This window comes from Pseudomonas sp. ADAK2, from assembly GCF_012935755.1.
GTDB lineage: Bacteria > Pseudomonadota > Gammaproteobacteria > Pseudomonadales > Pseudomonadaceae > Aquipseudomonas.
This window is the reverse complement of sequence record NZ_CP052862.1, coordinates 1001530-1019455: the sequence shown is the minus strand read 5'-3', so window position 1 is coordinate 1019455 and position 17926 is coordinate 1001530. Positions and strand designations below refer to the sequence as shown.

At 61.1% G+C, this 17926-nt stretch carries 16 protein-coding genes; 1 reads left to right on the top strand and 15 read right to left on the bottom strand.

Annotated features, from left to right (window positions below; translation table 11 throughout):
• Positions 1–6: 6 nt before the first annotated feature.
• The 9 genes from HKK52_RS04555 to arnB are packed head-to-tail and all read right to left on the bottom strand — an operon-like array spanning position 7 to position 10405.
• Positions 7–1623 (bottom strand): ArnT family glycosyltransferase, encoded by a 1617-nt coding sequence (locus HKK52_RS04555; protein ID WP_169369734.1) that lies wholly within the window; start codon positions 1621–1623, stop codon positions 7–9.
• Positions 1596–2975: a UDP-glucose dehydrogenase family protein gene (locus HKK52_RS04550; protein WP_169369733.1), complete on the bottom strand. Its 1380-nt coding sequence runs from the start codon at positions 2973–2975 to the stop codon at positions 1596–1598. The genes HKK52_RS04555 and HKK52_RS04550 overlap by 28 nt, the downstream gene beginning before the upstream one ends.
• Positions 2972–3385, bottom strand: a complete 414-nt coding sequence (gene arnF / locus HKK52_RS04545; RefSeq protein ID WP_169369732.1) for a 4-amino-4-deoxy-L-arabinose-phosphoundecaprenol flippase subunit ArnF — start codon at positions 3383–3385, stop codon at positions 2972–2974. The genes HKK52_RS04550 and arnF overlap by 4 nt, the downstream gene beginning before the upstream one ends.
• Positions 3382–3726 (bottom strand): 4-amino-4-deoxy-L-arabinose-phosphoundecaprenol flippase subunit ArnE, encoded by a 345-nt coding sequence (gene arnE / locus HKK52_RS04540; protein ID WP_169369731.1) that lies wholly within the window; start codon positions 3724–3726, stop codon positions 3382–3384. The genes arnF and arnE overlap by 4 nt, the downstream gene beginning before the upstream one ends.
• Positions 3723–5372, bottom strand: coding sequence for a lipid IV(A) 4-amino-4-deoxy-L-arabinosyltransferase (gene arnT, locus HKK52_RS04535; protein WP_169369730.1), 1650 nt, complete (start codon positions 5370–5372; stop codon positions 3723–3725). The genes arnE and arnT overlap by 4 nt, the downstream gene beginning before the upstream one ends.
• A complete protein-coding gene (arnD, locus tag HKK52_RS04530) occupies positions 5369–6253 on the bottom strand; it encodes a 4-deoxy-4-formamido-L-arabinose-phosphoundecaprenol deformylase (protein ID WP_169369729.1) in 885 nt (294 codons plus the stop codon). The genes arnT and arnD overlap by 4 nt, the downstream gene beginning before the upstream one ends.
• Positions 6253–8244 carry a bifunctional UDP-4-amino-4-deoxy-L-arabinose formyltransferase/UDP-glucuronic acid oxidase ArnA gene (gene arnA, locus HKK52_RS04525; RefSeq protein ID WP_169369728.1) on the bottom strand — a complete coding sequence of 664 codons (1992 nt, stop codon included), beginning with the start codon at positions 8242–8244 and terminating at the stop codon, positions 6253–6255. Before arnA ends, arnD begins: the two co-directional genes overlap by 1 nt.
• Complete coding sequence (gene arnC, locus HKK52_RS04520) at positions 8241–9260, bottom strand: undecaprenyl-phosphate 4-deoxy-4-formamido-L-arabinose transferase (protein ID WP_169369727.1); 1020 nt, start codon at positions 9258–9260, stop codon at positions 8241–8243. The genes arnA and arnC overlap by 4 nt, the downstream gene beginning before the upstream one ends.
• Positions 9257–10405 carry a UDP-4-amino-4-deoxy-L-arabinose aminotransferase gene (arnB, locus tag HKK52_RS04515; protein ID WP_169369726.1) on the bottom strand — a complete coding sequence of 383 codons (1149 nt, stop codon included), beginning with the start codon at positions 10403–10405 and terminating at the stop codon, positions 9257–9259. Before arnB ends, arnC begins: the two co-directional genes overlap by 4 nt.
• Positions 10406–10778: 373 nt before the next feature.
• Between arnB and HKK52_RS04510 the strand changes: the two genes are divergently transcribed.
• Positions 10779–11717: a site-specific integrase gene (locus tag HKK52_RS04510; protein ID WP_237150702.1), complete on the top strand. Its 939-nt coding sequence runs from the start codon at positions 10779–10781 to the stop codon at positions 11715–11717.
• 106 nt (positions 11718–11823) lie between these two features.
• Here HKK52_RS04510 and HKK52_RS04505 read toward each other — a convergent pair whose 3' ends face one another.
• From HKK52_RS04505 to HKK52_RS04480, 6 genes are all read right to left on the bottom strand, one after another.
• A complete protein-coding gene (locus HKK52_RS04505; protein WP_169369725.1) occupies positions 11824–12375 on the bottom strand; it encodes a PqiC family protein in 552 nt (183 codons plus the stop codon).
• Positions 12376–12392: 17 nt separating this feature from the next.
• Entirely contained in the window at positions 12393–14048 is a 1656-nt protein-coding gene (locus tag HKK52_RS04500) for a PqiB family protein (RefSeq protein WP_169369724.1), read from the bottom strand.
• The gene (locus tag HKK52_RS04495) at positions 14029–14676 is read right to left on the bottom strand and encodes a paraquat-inducible protein A (protein WP_169369723.1); all 648 of its coding nucleotides are present in this window, start codon (positions 14674–14676) and stop codon (positions 14029–14031) included. The genes HKK52_RS04500 and HKK52_RS04495 overlap by 20 nt, the downstream gene beginning before the upstream one ends.
• The gene (locus HKK52_RS04490) at positions 14673–15269 is read right to left on the bottom strand and encodes a paraquat-inducible protein A (RefSeq protein ID WP_169369722.1); all 597 of its coding nucleotides are present in this window, start codon (positions 15267–15269) and stop codon (positions 14673–14675) included. Before HKK52_RS04490 ends, HKK52_RS04495 begins: the two co-directional genes overlap by 4 nt.
• Positions 15270–15516: 247 nt before the next feature.
• Complete coding sequence (locus HKK52_RS04485) at positions 15517–16818, bottom strand: NAD(P)/FAD-dependent oxidoreductase (protein WP_169369721.1); 1302 nt, start codon at positions 16816–16818, stop codon at positions 15517–15519.
• The gene (locus HKK52_RS04480; RefSeq protein ID WP_169369720.1) at positions 16815–17903 is read right to left on the bottom strand and encodes a polyamine ABC transporter substrate-binding protein; all 1089 of its coding nucleotides are present in this window, start codon (positions 17901–17903) and stop codon (positions 16815–16817) included. The genes HKK52_RS04485 and HKK52_RS04480 overlap by 4 nt, the downstream gene beginning before the upstream one ends.
• Positions 17904–17926 lie beyond the last annotated feature (23 nt).

The following is a 17926-nucleotide window of genomic DNA, read 5'->3' as shown; positions in this document are numbered from 1 at the left end:
TGTGCGTCATGGCTTGAGGTGCAGCAGCACATAATCGTTTTTATCGAAACGCCCGGTCAAGGCTGGCTGCAAGTCGCCCAGCGGTGTGCCCTTCAGTGCTTTGAAATCACTCCGATCCAACATCACCCAGGCCGGCGCCGGAATGGTTTCCAGTTCCTGGACCGATTCGGTAAACACCGGTTGCAGGTCCTGCTCGATATTGACCATAAACTTGATCGCCTTCGCGTCCTTGCCCATGCCGAACAGCACCAGCGGCGCAGGCTCATGCTGCACCAGCGCAAAGGCCGAGCGGCTGAAGGTGCGCGTATCGTAGAGCTGCCGCTCCACCGGTTCGAGCACCAGGATGTAGACCGACCACAACCCCAGTACCGCGCAGAACGCCAGGACTTGCGCTCGCCACCTCGTTTTGAATAGCGCGACGATGGCGATCACTTGCAGCACGCCGAGCACACTGAAAACCGCCGCCAGCGAGGTCAGTTGGGACGGAAAGCGTCGTTGAGTGACGATCAACACCACGATCAACAACCCCGGAATCACCAGCCACAGCCCTTGCATCACGCCCCGCAACACAGCGAACAACCGCCCTTGCATCACTTGAAACGGATACGCCGCAATAATCGCCGCCATCGGCAACATCGGCAGCAGGTATCGGGCTTTTTTCGCCTGGGGAATCGACAACCCGACCATCACGATCAACCCCGCCGCCGCGCAGTACTGCACCAGACGTAACGACGGTCCGGCCTCGCGCGGATTGCTCAGGAAGATCGCCGCCAACGCCAACAACCCCAATGGATACGCCAACGCATAGTTGCCCATGGAGCTGGTGAAGTAATACAACGAACCGCTGACGCCTTCACTGCCGTCCATGCGCCCCATGAACTGCATGCGAATCACGTCCTGCATAAAGGCCGGGCCGCCGCTGAGCTTGGCCAGTAACAACAGCACGCCGACGCCGCCCAACAGCAGCATGGCGGCGAGCAGTCCGAAGGCCAGCAGCCGTTGCCACTGGCGGTTGAGCAGCAAATAACTGCATAACATGCCAGTCGGCACGACGAGGCCGATCGGTCCACGAATCCCGAAACCCAGCAACAACAGGGCAAAGATCAGCGGCCAGCGCCGGGGTGCATCGAAATGATCGGCGGCATAACCCAGGTAGAACACCGAAAACGCTACCGCCGCCAGCATCAAGTCCAGGGACACGGCGCGGGTTTCAGTGACGAAGGTGTTGGTCAGCAGAAGCAGGGCGATGCTCAACAACGCCCAGCGCGTGGAGTAGGGCGCCAGCAGCCGGTACATCAACGTGACGATGACCGCGCCGGCAATCGCACTCGGCAGCCAGGCACTGAAGGCATTCACCTCGCCGAATGGCAGCGACAGTAACCAGACGAACAGCGTGCTCAGCGCCGAATAGTCGGCATAGGGCTGGCCATAGGTGGTCGGGAACACCGTCGGCCCGTGGCGCAGCATTTCCTGGGCGAACAACACAAACCGCGAATCAAAACCGATGGCCGCCTGCTGATACACCCCGGCCATGAACAACAGCAGCGCCAACAGCCCCACACCGAGGGACTGTCGACGGATAGCGTCATTCACCGTCAGGCAACCGACGAAATGGCTGACCATTGCTGATACGGCATCGGCAGGTTACGCGAATCCCCACGGCCCATCGGGAAGTACAGGAAACCGGCGCGGGACAGCCGCTCGGCGTCATACAGGTTGCGTCCGTCGAAGATCACTGGCGCGGTCAGGCGCTGGCGGATCAGGTCGAAATCCGGGGCCTTGAACTGCTGCCACTCGGTGCAGATGATCAGCGCATCGGCGCCGGCCAACACCGATTCCGGGGTACCCATCAGCATCAGTTTCGACTCGTCCGGGTACAACTGCTGGGTTTCCTGCATCGCTTCCGGGTCGAACGCCCGCACATTGGCCCCGGCCGCCCACAACGATTCCAGCAGCACCCGGCTTGGCGCATCGCGCATGTCATCGGTATTGGGCTTGAACGCCAGGCCCCATACGGCAAAGGTCTTGCCGGCCAGGTTGCCCTTGTAGAACGCATTGACCCGCTCGAACAGCTTGTGTTTCTGCCGCTGGTTGATCGCTTCCACCGCTTGCAGCAAATCGCTGGAGCAGTGCGCCTGTTCGGCACTATGGATCAGCGCGCGCATGTCCTTGGGAAAGCACGAGCCGCCATAGCCGCAGCCCGGGTAGATGAAGTGGTAGCCGATGCGCGAGTCCGCGCCGATGCCCAAGCGCACGGACTCGATGTCGGCGCCCAGGTGTTCGGCGAGTTCGGCGATCTGGTTGATGAAGCTGATCTTCGTCGCCAGCATGCCGTTGGCGGCGTACTTGGTCAGCTCGGCGCTGCGCAGGTCCATGAACATGATGCGGTCGTGATTGCGGTTGAACGGCGCGTAGAGATCACGCATCACGTCGCGCACTTCGTCACGTTCGCAGCCGATGACGATGCGATCCGGGCGCCGGCAGTCGGCCACCGCCGAACCTTCCTTGAGAAACTCGGGGTTGGAGACGATATCGAATTGCAATAGCCGATTAGCCTCCTGAAGCCTGCGCTCGATGTGCGCGCGCAGGGTGTCGCCGGTGCCGACCGGCACCGTGGATTTTTCCACCAGGATCACCGGTTGCTCGCGATGACGGGCCACGGCATCACCGACCGACAGCACGTATTTCAGGTCCGCCGAGCCGTCCTCGTTCGACGGTGTACCCACCGCGATAAACAACACCTCGCCGTGCTGCACGGCGAGTTTTTCGTCGGTGGTGAACTGCAGGCGTTTGGCCTCCAGGCTGTCCCTGACCAGACTGGCCAGCCCCGGCTCGAAGATGCTGACGTGTCCTTGCTGGAGCAATTCGACCTTTTTGGCATCGATGTCCATGCAGATCACATCGTGGCCGACTTCAGCCAGAACGGCAGCCTGTACCAGGCCAACGTAACCACTACCAAATACACTGATTTTCATGGGTCATTCCTGAGATCGGCGACGCGAGCAGGTCGAGAGTTGATGGTGATGACACCCAGGATGACCAGGGCCACCCCAAGGCTTTTTGCAAGACTGAACTGTTCGTTGAATGCCGGCAGGCTGGCGGCCAGCAGGTACACCAGCGCATAGCTGATGCTCAGCAGTGAATAGGCTCGCCCCAGCGGCACATCGCGCAGGGCCAGCAGCCAGCTGAGCATCGACAGCCCATAGGCGAGGATTGCCGCCAGCACCACGCCGACAGCGACCAGACCGACGCTGCCGTTGCCGAGGGCGGTCAGCCACTGATCGGGTTGTGGCAGGCGGCTCATGCTCCAGCGCATGCCCAACTGCGCGGCGCTGGCGAGCATGACGCTGCCCAGGGCGAAGGTGATTCCACGGCGCAGGCTCATGTGTGTTGCCCCAGCAACACCACACCGCCGATCACCAGCGCGACACCGAGCCAGTGGCGCCGGTCGATGGATTCGTGAAAGACGAAACGGGCGACCAAGGTGATCAGCACGAAATTGAGGCTCAGCATCGGATAAGCGACGCCGACTTCCAGGCGCTGCAACACCAGCAGCCAGACCAGCAGCCCCAACCCGAGGGAGAACAGCGCCAGCCACAGCCACGGCGAACGCGCTTTCTCGCCCCAACCCGACGCCTTGCCGCGCCAGCTCTCGACGGCGTATTTCTGCGCGACCTGGCCCAGGCACGTCAGCAAGCACGCGGTCAGCAACAGCAGCAGGCTCATGCCGCGTCCTTGGGGATTATCAGAATCACCAGGTTGCCTTGCTCATAACGCTTGCCCTCTTTTGGCAGCAGTTCCACTTCCTGCAGTTCGTCGTCACCCTTGACTCGCATGACCACGCCCACAGAGCCTTGCTTGCGAGCATCGCGCATCCACTGTTGCACTTTGTCGAGAGTGATTCGCCGACTCGCCGCTTCGGGGTAATTAAGGCCGTATTTCAGCTCGCCGACGGTGTTGTACATCGCCACTTGCGGACGTTGCAGGCGCCAGGCCAGCGCCGATGCCGCGCCCAGGTCGTTGCTCATCAACTGAGTGGTCTGGCTCAGTTCCTGTGCGTGTTCGAGGATGAATTGGTCAGGCATCTTGTTCGACACCACCGAGTTGGGCAGCGCGGTCGGGATCAGCCCGATGAACAGCAAACTGCCGAACGCCGGTGCCGCCCAGCATTGCAACGGCCGGAAGGCTTGCAGCAGGTTGGCCATGATCCAGCCCATCAGCGCGATAAACACCAGCACCAGGTTGTGCAGCTCCAGCTCGTACAGCGGCTTTTTCAGTTGCAGGTAAACCAGGGCTAACAGGACCGCCAGGCCCAGCAGCAAATTCAGCAAACCGTTGAGCCCCAGCACCCGGCCTTGCTCAAGCCGCAAGCGGTCGGCCAGCGCATGGCCCAGCAACAGCGCCAAGGGCAGCAGGCACGGCAGGATGTAGGTCGGCAGTTTGCCGTTGCTCAGGCTGAAGAACACCAGTGGCATGACCAGCCACAGCAACAGGAAGCCGATGTGCGCCTGGCCTCGGGTCTGCCAGGCCTGTTTCAGTGCAGGCGGCAGCAACACCGCCCACGGCAGGCTGAACGCCAGCAGCAGCGGCAGGTAAAACCACCATGGCGCGTCATGCTGCGCATCGTCGCCGGCAAAGCGCCGAATGTGTTCGTGCCAGAAGAAGAATCGCCAGTAGTCGGGCTCCTGGGCGTGCACGGCCAAGGCCCACGGCAGGCTGACCGCGATGGCGATGATGATCGCCAGCGGGCCGTAGATCAGCAGTTCACGCCAGCGTTTCTGCCAGAGCATCCACGGCACGGCGATCAACACCGGCAGCAACCAGGCGAGAAAGCCCTTGGTCATGAAGCCCATGCCGCAGGCGAGGCCCAACACCGCCCAACTCAACAGCCGCTGACCGCGGCGTGTACTGTCCAACGCAAACCACAGGGCCACCAGGCTCAGATTGACCCAGAAGGTGAATTGCGGATCGAGATTGGCGTAACCCGCTTGCCCGGCGACGATCGTGAAACTCATGTACAGCAAGGCGCAGGCGAAACTTTTGCGCGGGTCGTTCCACAGGCGGCGGGCGATCAAGAAGCACAGCAACACACTCAGCCCGGTGCTCAGGGCCGAAGCGAAGCGCACGCCGAACAGGTTTTGGCCAAACAGCGCCTGGCCGAGGGCGATCATCCAGTAACCGGCCACCGGTTTCTCGAAATAGCGCACCCCCATGAAATGCGGCACCACCCAGTTACCGTCCAGCAGCATGTCCTGGCTGATCTGGGCATAGCGGGTTTCGTCGGGAATCCACAGGCCATGGGTGCCCAACGGCAACAGGTACGCCAGCAGCATGATCGCCAGCAACACTGGCAAGGCCCAGCGTTTAGTCATGCGCCTTGCACTCCCAGCCAGCCTTCACGACCTTCGAGGACACCACGCACTACACGCCCGGCCGGCAGGCTGGCGAATGACTCGGGCAACAGGTCGCCCAAGGGTTGAAAACGGATGTCACGCTGGCGCGCATCGGCCAGCAGTTGACGAAAATCGTTGGCCATGAGAATCCCTTCTACTTCGGCGTGGATTGTGTAGACGTTGAGTCTTTCAGGGGTGAAGCGCTGCAGGATGAACCCGTTGAAATCCCTGGCGGATACGCTTGGCCCGACCACCTCGTCGAAGGTCGGCAAGTCTACCGGGATTTGCGGCGCGCCCAGCAGGCCATTGGCCAAGATTGGCCGGAACAGGTTCCGGCCCCGGCAATCGCTGTTGTAGCGAAAGCCGAACGCCTGCTTGGCTTCGATCACGCGCTCGTCCGCGCGCCAACCGGCGGACGCCGAGCAATCGACTTTTGCCCCGAGGATATCGCTGAGGCTGTCGACGCCCCGGCGAATCTGCTCGATCAGTTGCACATCGCTCCAGCCCCCGGCATTCGCTTGCCAGCCATGGTGATCCCAGGCGTGCAGGCCGACTTCATGGCCGGCGTCCCGGGCCTGGCGCATCAGGTGCCCGAGGTCGCGCCCGATAGGCTTGCCCGGCCACGCCGTGCCGGCCAGCAAAATGTCCCAGCCATACAGGCCGGCGGCGTTGGAACGGAGCATTTTCCAGAGGAATTGCGGGCGGATCAGGCGCCACAAGTGGCGCCCCATGTTGTCTGGCCCGACGCTGAAGAAAAACGTTGCCTTAACCTGGGCCTCATCGAGGATTTCCAGTAACCGCGGCACCCCCTCACGGGTGCCTCGGTAGGTGTCGACATCGATTCGTAAGCCTGCCTGCATTAGTGCTTGTCCGCGATTTCGAGCATGGCTTCACGCAGGAAGAAGTCCAGGGTGTTGCCGATGGTCTCGCTCATCTCGACGGTCGGCGTCCAGTCCAGCAAACGCTTGGCGTTGTCGATGCTCGGTTTACGGTGCGACACGTCCTGATAACCGGTGCCGTAGAACGCCTTGCTTTCCACGTCGCGGAAACCGGCGAACGGTGGGAAGTTGGCACGCAGCGGATGCGCTTCGAACTGCCGCAGCAGCTCTTCGCCCAACTGGCGGATGCTGGCTTCGTTGTCCGGGTTGCCGATGTTGATGATCTGGCCGTTGCACACGTCATTGTCGTTATCGATGATCCGCGCCAGGGCTTCGACGCCGTCAGCGATGTCAGTAAAGCAGCGTTTTTGCTCGCCGCCGTCGAACAGCCGAATCGGCGTGCCTTCTACCAGGTTGAGGATCAGCTGGGTGATCGCCCGGGAGCTGCCGATCCGTGCCGAATCCAGGCGATCCAGGCGTGGGCCCATCCAGTTGAACGGCCGGAACAGCGTGAAGTTCAGGCCTTTCTGGCCGTAGGCCCAGATCACGCGGTCGAGCAGTTGCTTGGAGACCGAGTAGATCCAGCGTTGTTTATTGATCGGGCCGAGGACCAGATTGGAGGTGTCTTCGTCGAAACGCGCGTCCTGGCACATGCCATAGACTTCCGAGGTCGAGGGGAAGATCACGCGTTTGTTGTACTTGACGCAGTAGCGCACCAGTTTCAGGTTTTCTTCGAAATCGAGCTCGAACACACGCAGCGGATTGCGCGTGTATTCGATTGGCGTGGCAATGGCCACCAGCGGCAGGACCACGTCGCATTTCTTGATGTGGTACTCGATCCACTCGGAGTGAATGCTGATGTCGCCTTCGACGAAGTGAAAATTCGGGTGGCTACGCAGGCGGTCGATGGCGTCGGAACCGATGTCCAGGCCATAGACTTCATAACGGTCGTCTCGCAGCAGGCGCTCGGACAAGTGGTTGCCGATAAAGCCGTTGACGCCGAGGATCAGCACGCGGGTACGACGGGGTTTGCGCCCGGACTCAGCGCCACGCAGCACCGAACCGTCCACCAGGCCCAACTCATTGGCCAGTTGTGGGCCGCTCAGGTACAGGCCGTTGTCATTGCGCTGACCGGCCGTGACCACCAGCGAGTCTTCGCCGCAAGCGATGCGCAACGGGTCAACGCTGATGACACGGCCCGGCGCCAGACCTTCATTGCCCTTGGCGATGCGTGCGCCCCAGACAATCAGCTTGTGTTCGCCGACGTCGCAAAAAGCGCCCGGATACGGTTGGGTCACGGCGCGAACCAGGTTGAACAGTTCTTCGGCCGGTTTTTTCCAGATCAGCTTGCCATCGGCAGGCGTGCGGCGGCCGAACACCGTGGCGTTGGATTCGTCCTGCGGGGTTTCGCTGACCTTGCCTTGCAGCAGCATCGGCAGGGTGTCACGCAGCAATGAACTCGCCGCCTCGCGCAGCTTGCCATGCAGGGTCAGCGCGGTGTCGCTGCGCTCGATCCCGACTCGTTGCTGGGAGAGGATGGCGCCGGCATCGGCACGCTTGACCATGCGGTGCAGGGTCACGCCGGTTTCGGTTTCGCCGTTGACCAGCACCCAGTTCGCTGGGGCACGCCCGCGGTAGCGCGGCAGCAACGAACCGTGCAGGTTGAATGCGCCCTGGCGGGCGGTGGCCAGCAGTTCTTCGCTCAGCAGGTGGCGGTAGTAGAACGAGAAGATGTAATCGGGCTTGAGCTTGGCGATGCGCTCGATCCACAGCGGATGGTTGGCATCTTCCGGGGCGTGCACGGGGATGCCTTTATTGGCGCACAGTTGCGCGACGGAGCCGTAGAACGCATTTTCCTTCGGGTCATCGGCGTGGGTGAACACCGCCGCGATCTCAAAACCTGCGCCAAGCAGGGCGTCGATGCCGGCACAGCCGATATCGTGATAGGCGAAGACAACAGCTTGTTTGCTCATGAGAGAACCTGATCTGAAGAAGTGGAAGTGAGACCGTCGACCGTGACAACGGGAGCAGGAGGGGCGGGTTGGCTACGCAGGACTTTTTCGATAAAAAACCGCGGACGTGCCCGGACGTCGCTGTACATGCGGCCCAGGTACTCACCCAGCAGGCCCATGCCGATGAATTGCCCGCCGGTGAAAACGAACAGCACGGCGAACAGCACGAACATGCCGTCGCCCGCCCATTGGGCGCCGAAGGCCAGGCGCAGGACGATCAAGGCGAACGCGAACAACACGCCCAGACCAGCCATGGTGAAGCCGACGATACTGAGCAGGCGTAGCGGGGTCGTGGTCATGCAGGTGATCAGGTCGAACATCAGGTTGACCAGGCGCATCGGGCTGTACTTCGAATCGCCGTGTTCACGCTCGGCGTGGGTCACGAGGATTTCCGTGGTGTGGCGAGCGAAGCTGTTGGCCAGGATCGGGATGAAGGTGCTGCGTTCGCGGCAGGCGAGCATCGCGTCGACAATGGTGCGCCGGTAAGCGCGGAGCATGCAGCCGTAGTCGCTCATGACTACACCGGTAGATCGTTGCACCGCCAGGTTGATCAGCTTCGACGGCCAGCGCCGCAGGGCGGAGTCCTGGCGGTTATTGCGCACCGTGGCGACCACGTCATAGCCGAGTTCGGCCTGGGCCACCAGGCGCGGGATTTCTTCCGGCGGGTTTTGCAGGTCGGCGTCGAGGGTGATCACCACATCGCCCTTGCACTGTTCGAACCCGGCCATGATCGCCGCGTGCTGACCGTAGTTGCGGTTGAGTATGACCGCGACCACCGGGCTGCAGTCGCGGCTGGCGGCCTCTTCAAGGATTTGCGCCGAACTGTCGCGGCTGCCGTCGTCCACCAAGACGATTTCGTAATCGTGGTGCAATTGCTGACACGCGGCTTCGGTGCGCCTGAGCAACTCCGGAAGGCTGTCTTGCTCGTTGTAGACCGGGATGACGATCGACACGCAACGGATCGGATAAGGTTTCACAGGCGGGCATCCATACTGTTTTCAATGGCACCGACGACACGTTCAACGTCGTCAGTGGTCATGTCGGGGAACAACGGGATCGAACACAACCGCGCCGAATTCCATTCGGTATTGGGCAGGGAAACGCCCGGAAAGCGCTGGCGGTAGTAGGTGTGCAGGTGAGTGGCGATGAAGTGAATGCCGGTGCCGATGTTCTGTTCCTGCAAGGCCTTCATGAACGCTTCGCGGTCGAGGCCGCAGCGTTCGGCGTCGATGCGCAGGATGAACAGGTGCCACGCGTGCTGTTGCGGATACATCGGCAGCGCCAGCGGTTGCACCGGCAGGCCTTCGAGGCGTTGCAGGTAGGTCTGGGCCAGTTGCGTGCGCTTGGCGTTGATTTCGTCCAGTCGCTCCAATTGCACCAGGGCAATCGCTGCGTTGATGTCGGCCAGGTTGTATTTGAAACCGGGCTCGATGACCTGGGCCTGGGGTTTGCGGCCACCGGTCAAACGGTCATAGGCGTCAACGCCCAGGCCGTGAAACTTGAGCATGCGCACGCGACTGGCCAGGTGTTCATCGTCGCTGACAAACATCGCGCCTTCGGCGCAGGTCATGTTCTTGATCGCATGGAACGAGAAGATCGCCGTGCCCTGGGAACCGACGTGCCGACCTTTGTAGAAGGTGCCGGCGGCGTGGGCTGCGTCTTCGATGACAGGAATTCCGTGTTTGTCCGCCAAGGCATAGAGCGGGTCGAGGTCGAACGCCGCACCGGCGTAATGCACCGGAATGATCGCCCGGGTCCGGGGCGTGATCGCCGCTTCGATGCTTTGCAGGTCGCTCATCAGGGTGTCGCGATCGACGTCGACAAACACCGGCTTCGCCCCCAGCAGGCAGATCATGTTGGCGGTGGACACCCAGGTCTGGGATGGGGTGATGACTTCGTCCCCGGGACCGATGCCCAAGGCCAGTAAAGTGATGTGCATACCGCCGGTGGCTGAAGACAACGCCACGGCATGCTTGCAACCGACATAGTTGGCGAAGTGCTCTTCCAGTGCCTGGTTTTTTGGCCCGGTGGTGATCCAGCCCGAACGCAATACTTGCTCTACGGCGGCAATTTCTTCATCGCCGATACTGGGGCGGGAAAAGGGGAGAAAAGCCTGACTCATAAGGACCTCGGGGCTGTCACAGCAACGGAATTTCAGGTGCACGAAAGGGCCCCACATTTAAACGTGGACGCAAAAAAACAATCCGCATCAATGAGTTGCTACATAAATATTACAAAGGACTCAGGTTGACTTTTTGCCATCGGCTCGTCAGGTTGTGGGGCTGAGCACGGGCGACCTGTTGGAATTAGAGTAGGCGCGAAAATGTGAAAGGGACATGAAAAACCGGTCGGCGAATCGTTTATCTGAAGTTCAGACAGCTCAAGTTCAGACTTCTACCGTTTATCGCGTTTATTCCACCGCCAGCCGCTTCTTACAGTAAGTAAGCAAACTCTTTAGTTGTTGTGTTGAACCGTTTTCTTCAAGGTTTTTTCGTTTGATTGACTTATCCGCTATTGAACCCACGGCTGTAAAAGCCAACCCATTGACCGTGTATCTGGCGCGCCTGGCGCCGTCCAGCCAACTGACCATGCGCTATGTCCTGCAAGACGCGGCGGATCGTTTGGGCTTCGACGACATGAACATCGAGGAGATCCCCTGGCATGAGCTCCAGCCCGAGGATGTCATCGCCTTGGTCGCCGCTTTGCGTACTGACGGTTACGCGCCGAATACCTCTTCGCTGTACGTGAACGCTGTTCGCGGAGTGATGAACGAAGCCTGGCGCATGAGCCTGATCAGCCAGGAACACTTGCTGAAAATGCGCTCGGTCAAAGGCATTGCCGGCACGCGGCTGTCCCAGGGGCGCAACCTCAAGCGCACACTGATTAAAGAATTGATGGACGTCTGCGCCGCCGACCCTCGACCGCAAGGCCTGCGAGACGCGGCGATCATCGCGGTGTTGTACGGCTCGGGGATGCGCAAGTCGGAGTCGGTGAACCTGGACCTGAACCAGGTCGATTTCAGCGAGCGCAGCCTGCGGGTCACGGCCAAGGGCAACAAGCAACTGATCAAATACGCCCCGGCCTGGGCCTTCGCCAAACTGGAGGCGTGGCTGGAGTTGCGTCGTTCGCAACTGGGTGAAGGGCTGGAGGACGATCCGTTCCTGTTCAACCGTATCCGCCGCGGTAGCCACATTACCCGCGAGCGCATCACCAAACATGCGATCTATTACATCGCCCGCCAGCGCGGCGCCCAGGTCGGGGTGAAGATCATGCCCCACGATTTCCGCCGCTCGTTCATCACCCGGGTGATTGAGGAACACGACCTGTCGATTGCGCAGAAACTGGCGCACCACAGCAACATCCAGACCACTGCCAACTACGATGTGCGCGATGACAATGAACGGCGGCGGGCGGTGGATCGCTTCGATTTGTGAGGCGTTTACAAAACCTGCAGGAGCATGCCTTGCCCGCGATGGCGTCTTTGAGGGCGCTATCGCGAGCAAGCTTTGCTCCTACAGGGTTTGGGGGTTGCAAGGTGGATCAAGGGGCCGACGGGCATCCCGGTTGCCGTCCCGTTGCCGCCTGACTGATCACCGCAGCCAGGCGCTTGACGTTGTTTTGCTGCGCCGTCACTAAATCCTCGATGGAAGGCCCCGACGGCGTCTGCAAGGTACTGCGGCAAGTCATCAGCGCATTATCGCCGGCGCCCAACGGCCGCAGGCGCCATTTGACGTCGATCAAACCGTACTGGCCAGGAATCGAGTCGAAACGCTGCACATCGACGCGTAGCGAGACTTTGCGCTGGGCGTTGGCGTTGGACAGTTGATCCACCAACGCGCTGCGCAATTCGTCCGACAGGCTCGCGCCCCACCAATCGGTTTCAAGGATCGCCAAACCACTGCTGCCCTGGCGAATGACGATCTGCGGCCGATCGACCTGCGGCGGCACGCTGATGCCTTCGATCATGATCTCGTCGCCATTACCCCGAGCAAGCTGCGCCGGGGTCAGGGTGTGAAAGTGAATCGGGTCGCTGCGACACGCCGCGAGCAGCAGCAACGCGGCGACCAGGGTGATCTTCGGCGAAAAAGCCATGGGTGTTGCTCCTGTGGTCAGTTACGCGGTGGCCCTTGCAGATCGGCCGGCGCTGCATTGCCGGGGCGCCCGCGGATCAGCGATTCCGGGTGCCGTCCCAGGTAATCCGAGAGTTCACGCAGGGAACGCGACATGCGTTTGAGTTCGTCCAGGGTCTGGGTCAGTTGTTCCCGTTGCGGCGAGTCTTCGGCCAGGGTCGAACTGGCCGAGTTCAGGGTCTTGCTCACGTCCGCCAGGGTGGTCTGCACGCCGGGCAGGGTCTTGGCGTTGAACTGCGCCAGGCCTTTGCGCAACTCGACGAGGTTGCTGTCGAGGTTGCTGGCAATCCGTTCCACCGGCAGTTGGTTGATCTTGTTGACCATGGCCTCGAGTTTTTCCTGCAATTGCTCGAGGCTGCCCGGGATGGTCGGGATGCTGACCGGCCGCGCGTTTGGATCGAACGTGACTTTCTCCGCTTTCGGGTAGAAATCCAGCGAGATGTACAACTGACCGGTCAGCAGGTTGCCACTGCGAGCCTGGGCGCGCAGGCCGTTTTCGATAAACGTGCCCATCAGGCGTACGCCAGCCGCTTCGTCATTCGGATCATGCAACAACGCCTTGATCATTTTGGTATGGGCCTGACCCAGGCGTTGCGGGTAGATCACGATGCCGACATTGACCGGGAAGCTGCGTTTCTTCTCGTCGAAATCCAGATTGATCGCCACCACCTTGCCGATTTCCATGCCGAGGAATTCCACTGGCGCATCGACCTTGAGCCCGCGCAGGGCCTGGTCGAACCGCAGGCTCAGGTACTGCGCCTTGCCATTGGGCGGGGCGAGGGCGGTGGTCTGGTCGTCGAACAGCTCGAAGGTCTTTTCTTCGGCGGCGGGTTGATCGTTGGGGCTGTACGGCGGGGCGAGAAAGGCGATGCCACCCACCAACAGCGAGGACAGCGATTCGGTTTTCACCGCGAACCCGTTGGCGCCGATATTCAGATCGATGCCGCTGGCGTTCCAGAACCGGGTGTTTTCGGTGACGTAGGCGTCATTCGGCGCATGGATGAACAGTTCGAGGTTCACCCCTTTGCCATCGGCATCCAGCGCATACGCCACCACCTGGCCGACCGGGATCTTGCGGTAGTAGACCGGCGAGCCGATATCCAGCGAGCCGAGGTCCTGGGAGTGCAAGGTAAAGCGCTTGCCTGGCTCGCCGTAGGTGATGGGCGGTGGATTTTCCAGGCCGGTGAAGTTCTTCGCACGGTTGTCGGCGTGACCGATATCGGCGCCAATGTAGTCGCCGGACAACAGGGTATCGATGCCCGAGACCCCACCCGCGCCGATACGTGGGCGCACCACCCAGAACTGCGAGTCTTCGCGGGTGAAGGTTTGCGCCTGTTTGGCGAGTTTGATCGTGGCATCGACACTCTTCTGGTCGTGGCTCAACTCCACGTCCGAGACATGCCCGATCACCACGTTGCGGTACTTGACCTCGGTCTTGTTGGCGGTCAGGCCGTTGCCGGTCTTGAAGGTCACGACAATGGTCGGGCCTTCCTGCATGACGCTGTGCACCACCAGGGAAATCCCCACCAGCACGGCCACGATCGGCACGATCCACACCAGCGAAACGCTGAAACGGCGGGTCTTGATACTGGCCTGTCCCGGGGCTTGCGGCCCGTCAGTGGCTTGCGACTTCATCCGTGACCTCCTCGTTATGGGGCGCTTTATCCCAGATCAATCGTGGATCGAAACTCATGGCCGAGAGCATGGTAAACACCACCACCAGGCCAAAAAACAGAATGCCCGGACGCGGCTCGATGTCGGCCAGGGCCTGGAATTTCACCAGTGAGGCAACCAGCGCGACGACGATCACGTCGAGCATCGACCAGTAACCGATGACCTCGACGAAGCGGAACAGCTTGGAGCGCTCCTTGCGCGCCCACAGGCTGTCACGCTGGACGGTCACCAGCAGCAGCGTCAAGGCGACGAATTTGATGCCGGGCACGGCGATACTGGCGATGAAGATGATCAGGGCGATGTCCCAGGCACCGGCCTCCCAAAACTCCAGCACGCCGCTCATGATGGTGCTGTCGGCGCCATTGCCGACCATTCGGGTGTTCATCACCGGCAGCAGATTGGCCGGGACATAGAACGCCAGCGCGGCGAACAAGTAGGCCCAGGTCCGGGCCAGTGAATTGACCTTGCGCCGATGCAGCGGGGCACCGCAGCGTTCGCACTCGTGAGGATCATTGCTCGTGTCACAGGCCATGCCGCAGCTGTGACACAGGCACAGGCCCAGTTCGCTGGCGACCGGTGGCGTTGTCATAGGTCGTCCCACAATTCACGGATGTCGCGCCCGGCAATGCGGATCATCATCAGGCTGAGAATGGCCAGGGCAAACAGGCCGATGCCAGGCAACACATCCAGCAACCCGGCGAGCTTGATCACCGCTACCATCGCCCCCAGCAGACAGACTTCCAGCATGCTCCAGGGCCTGAGGGTTTCCAGCCAGCGCATGCTGAAGCGGAACCCCGGCGCGCGCTGACGGGCGAGGGCGAAGCTCAGGACCCAGATCAACAGCACCAGTTGGATAATCGGCGCGATGATCATGGAGATGGCGGCGACCATGGCGATAAAGGTGATCGGCCCCAGGCTCAGGGCCAGTACCGAATCCCAGAGCGTGGCGCTGTTTTTCAGGCCTTTGAGGCTGATGCTCATGACCGGGAAAAAGTTGGCGAAAATCCACAGCACCAGCGCCGTGAAGGTCAAGGCCAGGCGCTGCTCCAGCGTCAGGCCGTTATACCGCTGGAGCACGCCGCCGCAGCGGGTGCACAGGGTTTTCTGATGTTTGGCGAGCGTGACTTTTTCATACACGCAGTCGCAGTGCTCGCAGATGATCAACTGGTCAGTCGTGGCCATGGGTCGCATTCGCAAGGAGGCAGGAAAGTCAGAGCACCTCCTCAATATAGAAGTGCCTTGCGATAGAGCAAATCGAAAGGGCGATTGGTTCTGAAGGCGAGCCGGGTAAGCCGGGTGATGAATAACCTGTGGCGAGGGAGCTTGCTCCCGTACGGTTGCGCAGCAACCGCCGTCGGGGGCCGCTTCGCAGCCCCGCGGGAGCAAGCTCCTCGCCACAGGGATCAACGTCAGCCAGAAAGCCGTGATTTCAGCCAAGCATCTCGCGCAAGCGATACCAGAACATGCCCAGCGCCAGCAGCGGTGAACGCAAGGCGCGGCCGCCGGGGAAGGTCATGTGCGGCACGGCGCTGAAGACATCGAAACCTTTGCTGTGGCCGGCGTGGATCGCTTCACCCAGCAGCTTGGCGCACCAGTGGGTCACGTTCAGGCCATGGCCGGAATACCCTTGGGCGTAGAACACGTTCGGGTGCTGGCTCAAGCGGCCGACCTGGGGAAAGCGGTTGGCCGAGATGCCGATCTTGCCGCCCCATTGATAATCAATGCGCACGTTGGCCAGTTGCGGGAACACCTTGAGCATGGCCGGGCGCATATAAGCGCCTATGTCCGAAGGATCGCGCCCGGAGTAGTGGCAGGCGCCGCCGAACAGCAAGCGCCGGTCCGCCGAGAGCCGGTAGTAATCCAGGCCGACTTTCTGGTCGCACAGCGCCAGGTTCTGCGGGATCAACTGCGCGGCGACCTCTTCGGGCAAAGGCTCGGTGGCAATGATGTAACTGCCCGCCGGCAGCACCTTGCCGCTGAGTTTCGGTTCCAGTTCTTCAAGATGCGCGTTGCAACCCAGCACCACGCTGCCGGCGCGGATCGTGCCGCCAGCGCAACGGACCTGCACGGTACTGCCATGGATCAATTCCAGCACCGGGCTTTGCTCAAAGATTCGCACGCCGAGGGATTCCGCCAGCCGCGCTTCGCCAAGGACCAGGTTGAGCGGGTGCAAATGCCCGGAGCCCATGTCGATCAGGCCACCGGCATACACCCCGGAATTCACCACTTGCTGACGAATCTGTTCCGGCCCCACCAACCGGGTCTCATGGGCATAACCCAGCTCGATGAGACCTGCCTGTTCCACCTTGAACGCCGCAAACTGCGCCGCCGTGTTGGCCAGTTCACAGAAGCCCCAGCGCAGGTCGCAGTCGATCCCGTGTTCGCGGATGCGATTGCCCACCAGCGCCACGGATTCGACCCCGGCCTGCTCCATGTAACGCACGCCTTCTTCACCGACATAGCGGGCAAAACCGCTGACATCATGGCCGATGCCGCGAATCAACTGCCCGCCGTTGCGCCCGCTGGCGCCCCAGCCAATGCGCCGGGCCTCCAGCAGGATCACCGACAGCCCACGCTGCGCCAGTTCGATGGCGGTATTAACACCGGTGAACCCGCCGCCGATCACGCAGACATCGGCGTCGAGGTCCGCGGCCAGCGTGGGGTAGGGTGCCAGGCTCTTCGCCGTGGCAGCGTAATAGGAATGGGCGTGTTCGTTGCTGAACTGATTCATTTGTTGGACTTCACTTTGCTCCAGGAACGGGTCATCAAACGCATGATCGCCTGGGGCGGGGTGGTAGAAATGTAGAGTTTGTCGAGGACTGCCTGGGAAGGGTAGACCTCAGGGTTGTTCACCAACGCTTCGTCCATGTATGGCTTGGCGGCCGGGTTCGGGTTGGCGTAACCCACCGAGGCGCTGACCTTGGCGATCACTTGCGGGTCCAGCAGGTAATTGATGAAGGCGTGGGCTTCTTTCGGGTTGCTGGCGTCGGCGGGAATCGCCAGCAGGTCAAACCACAGGTTGCTGCCTTCCTTTGGAATGGCATAGGCGATGTTCACGCCGTTCTTCGCTTCCTTGGCCCGGTTGGCAGCCTGGAACACGTCGCCGGAGTAACCGAACGCCACGCAGATGTCGCCGTTGGCCAGGTCAGACACGTACTTCGACGAGTGGAAATAGGTGATGTACGGCCGAATGCTCATCAGCTTGGCTTCAGCCTTTTTGAAATCCTCGGGGTTCTCGCTGCGTGGGTCCATGCCCATGTAGTTGAGCACCGCCGGGAACACTTCATCCGCCGAGTCCATCATCGACACGCCGCACTGGCTGAGTTTCTTGATGTTCTCCGGTTCAAACAGCACGGCCCAGGAATCGATATGGTCGATGCCCAGCACTTGCTTGACCTTGTCGACGTTGTAGCCAATGCCGTTGGTGCCCCACAAGTACGGCACTGAGTGCGCGTTCTCGGGGTCGTTTTTCTCCAGCAGCGTGAGCAGTTTCGGGTCGAGGTTCTTGAAGTTCGGCAGCTGCGAGCGGTCCAGTTTAAGGAACGCCCCGGCCTTCACCTGGCGCGCGAGGAAGTGGTTGGACGGCACCACCACGTCATACCCGGTGCGGCCGGCAAGCAATTTGCCTTCCAGGGTTTCGTTGGAATCGAATACGTCGTAGATCACCTTGATCCCGGTTTTGCCCTGGAAGTCGGCGAGGGTGGTTTCGCCGATGTAATCGGTCCAGTTGTAGACGCTGACCTGTGGCTGAGCCTGGGCAACGGCGCTGAACAGGATCGCCAGCGCGACCGGAACCACGGATTTCAATAGACGCATTCGACACCTCATTGAGTTGTTGG

Coding starts and splice junctions, on each gene's coding strand:
- HKK52_RS04505 (WP_169369725.1), bottom strand. CDS start 12,375: ATGGCTTTTTCGCCGAAGATCACCCTGGTCGCCGCGTTGCTGCTGCTC.
- HKK52_RS04500 (WP_169369724.1), bottom strand. CDS start 14,048: ATGAAGTCGCAAGCCACTGACGGGCCGCAAGCCCCGGGACAGGCCAGT.
- arnF (WP_169369732.1), bottom strand. CDS start 3,385: ATGAGCCTGCGCCGTGGAATCACCTTCGCCCTGGGCAGCGTCATGCTC.
- HKK52_RS04485 (WP_169369721.1), bottom strand. CDS start 16,818: ATGAATCAGTTCAGCAACGAACACGCCCATTCCTATTACGCTGCCACG.
- HKK52_RS04495 (WP_169369723.1), bottom strand. CDS start 14,676: ATGACAACGCCACCGGTCGCCAGCGAACTGGGCCTGTGCCTGTGTCAC.
- arnD (WP_169369729.1), bottom strand. CDS start 6,253: ATGCAGGCAGGCTTACGAATCGATGTCGACACCTACCGAGGCACCCGT.
- HKK52_RS04550 (WP_169369733.1), bottom strand. CDS start 2,975: ATGAAAATCAGTGTATTTGGTAGTGGTTACGTTGGCCTGGTACAGGCT.
- arnA (WP_169369728.1), bottom strand. CDS start 8,244: ATGAGCAAACAAGCTGTTGTCTTCGCCTATCACGATATCGGCTGTGCC.
- arnB (WP_169369726.1), bottom strand. CDS start 10,405: ATGAGTCAGGCTTTTCTCCCCTTTTCCCGCCCCAGTATCGGCGATGAA.
- HKK52_RS04480 (WP_169369720.1), bottom strand. CDS start 17,903: ATGCGTCTATTGAAATCCGTGGTTCCGGTCGCGCTGGCGATCCTGTTC.
- arnT (WP_169369730.1), bottom strand. CDS start 5,372: ATGACTAAACGCTGGGCCTTGCCAGTGTTGCTGGCGATCATGCTGCTG.
- arnE (WP_169369731.1), bottom strand. CDS start 3,726: ATGAGCCTGCTGCTGTTGCTGACCGCGTGCTTGCTGACGTGCCTGGGC.
- HKK52_RS04555 (WP_169369734.1), bottom strand. CDS start 1,623: ATGGTCAGCCATTTCGTCGGTTGCCTGACGGTGAATGACGCTATCCGT.
- HKK52_RS04490 (WP_169369722.1), bottom strand. CDS start 15,269: ATGGCCACGACTGACCAGTTGATCATCTGCGAGCACTGCGACTGCGTG.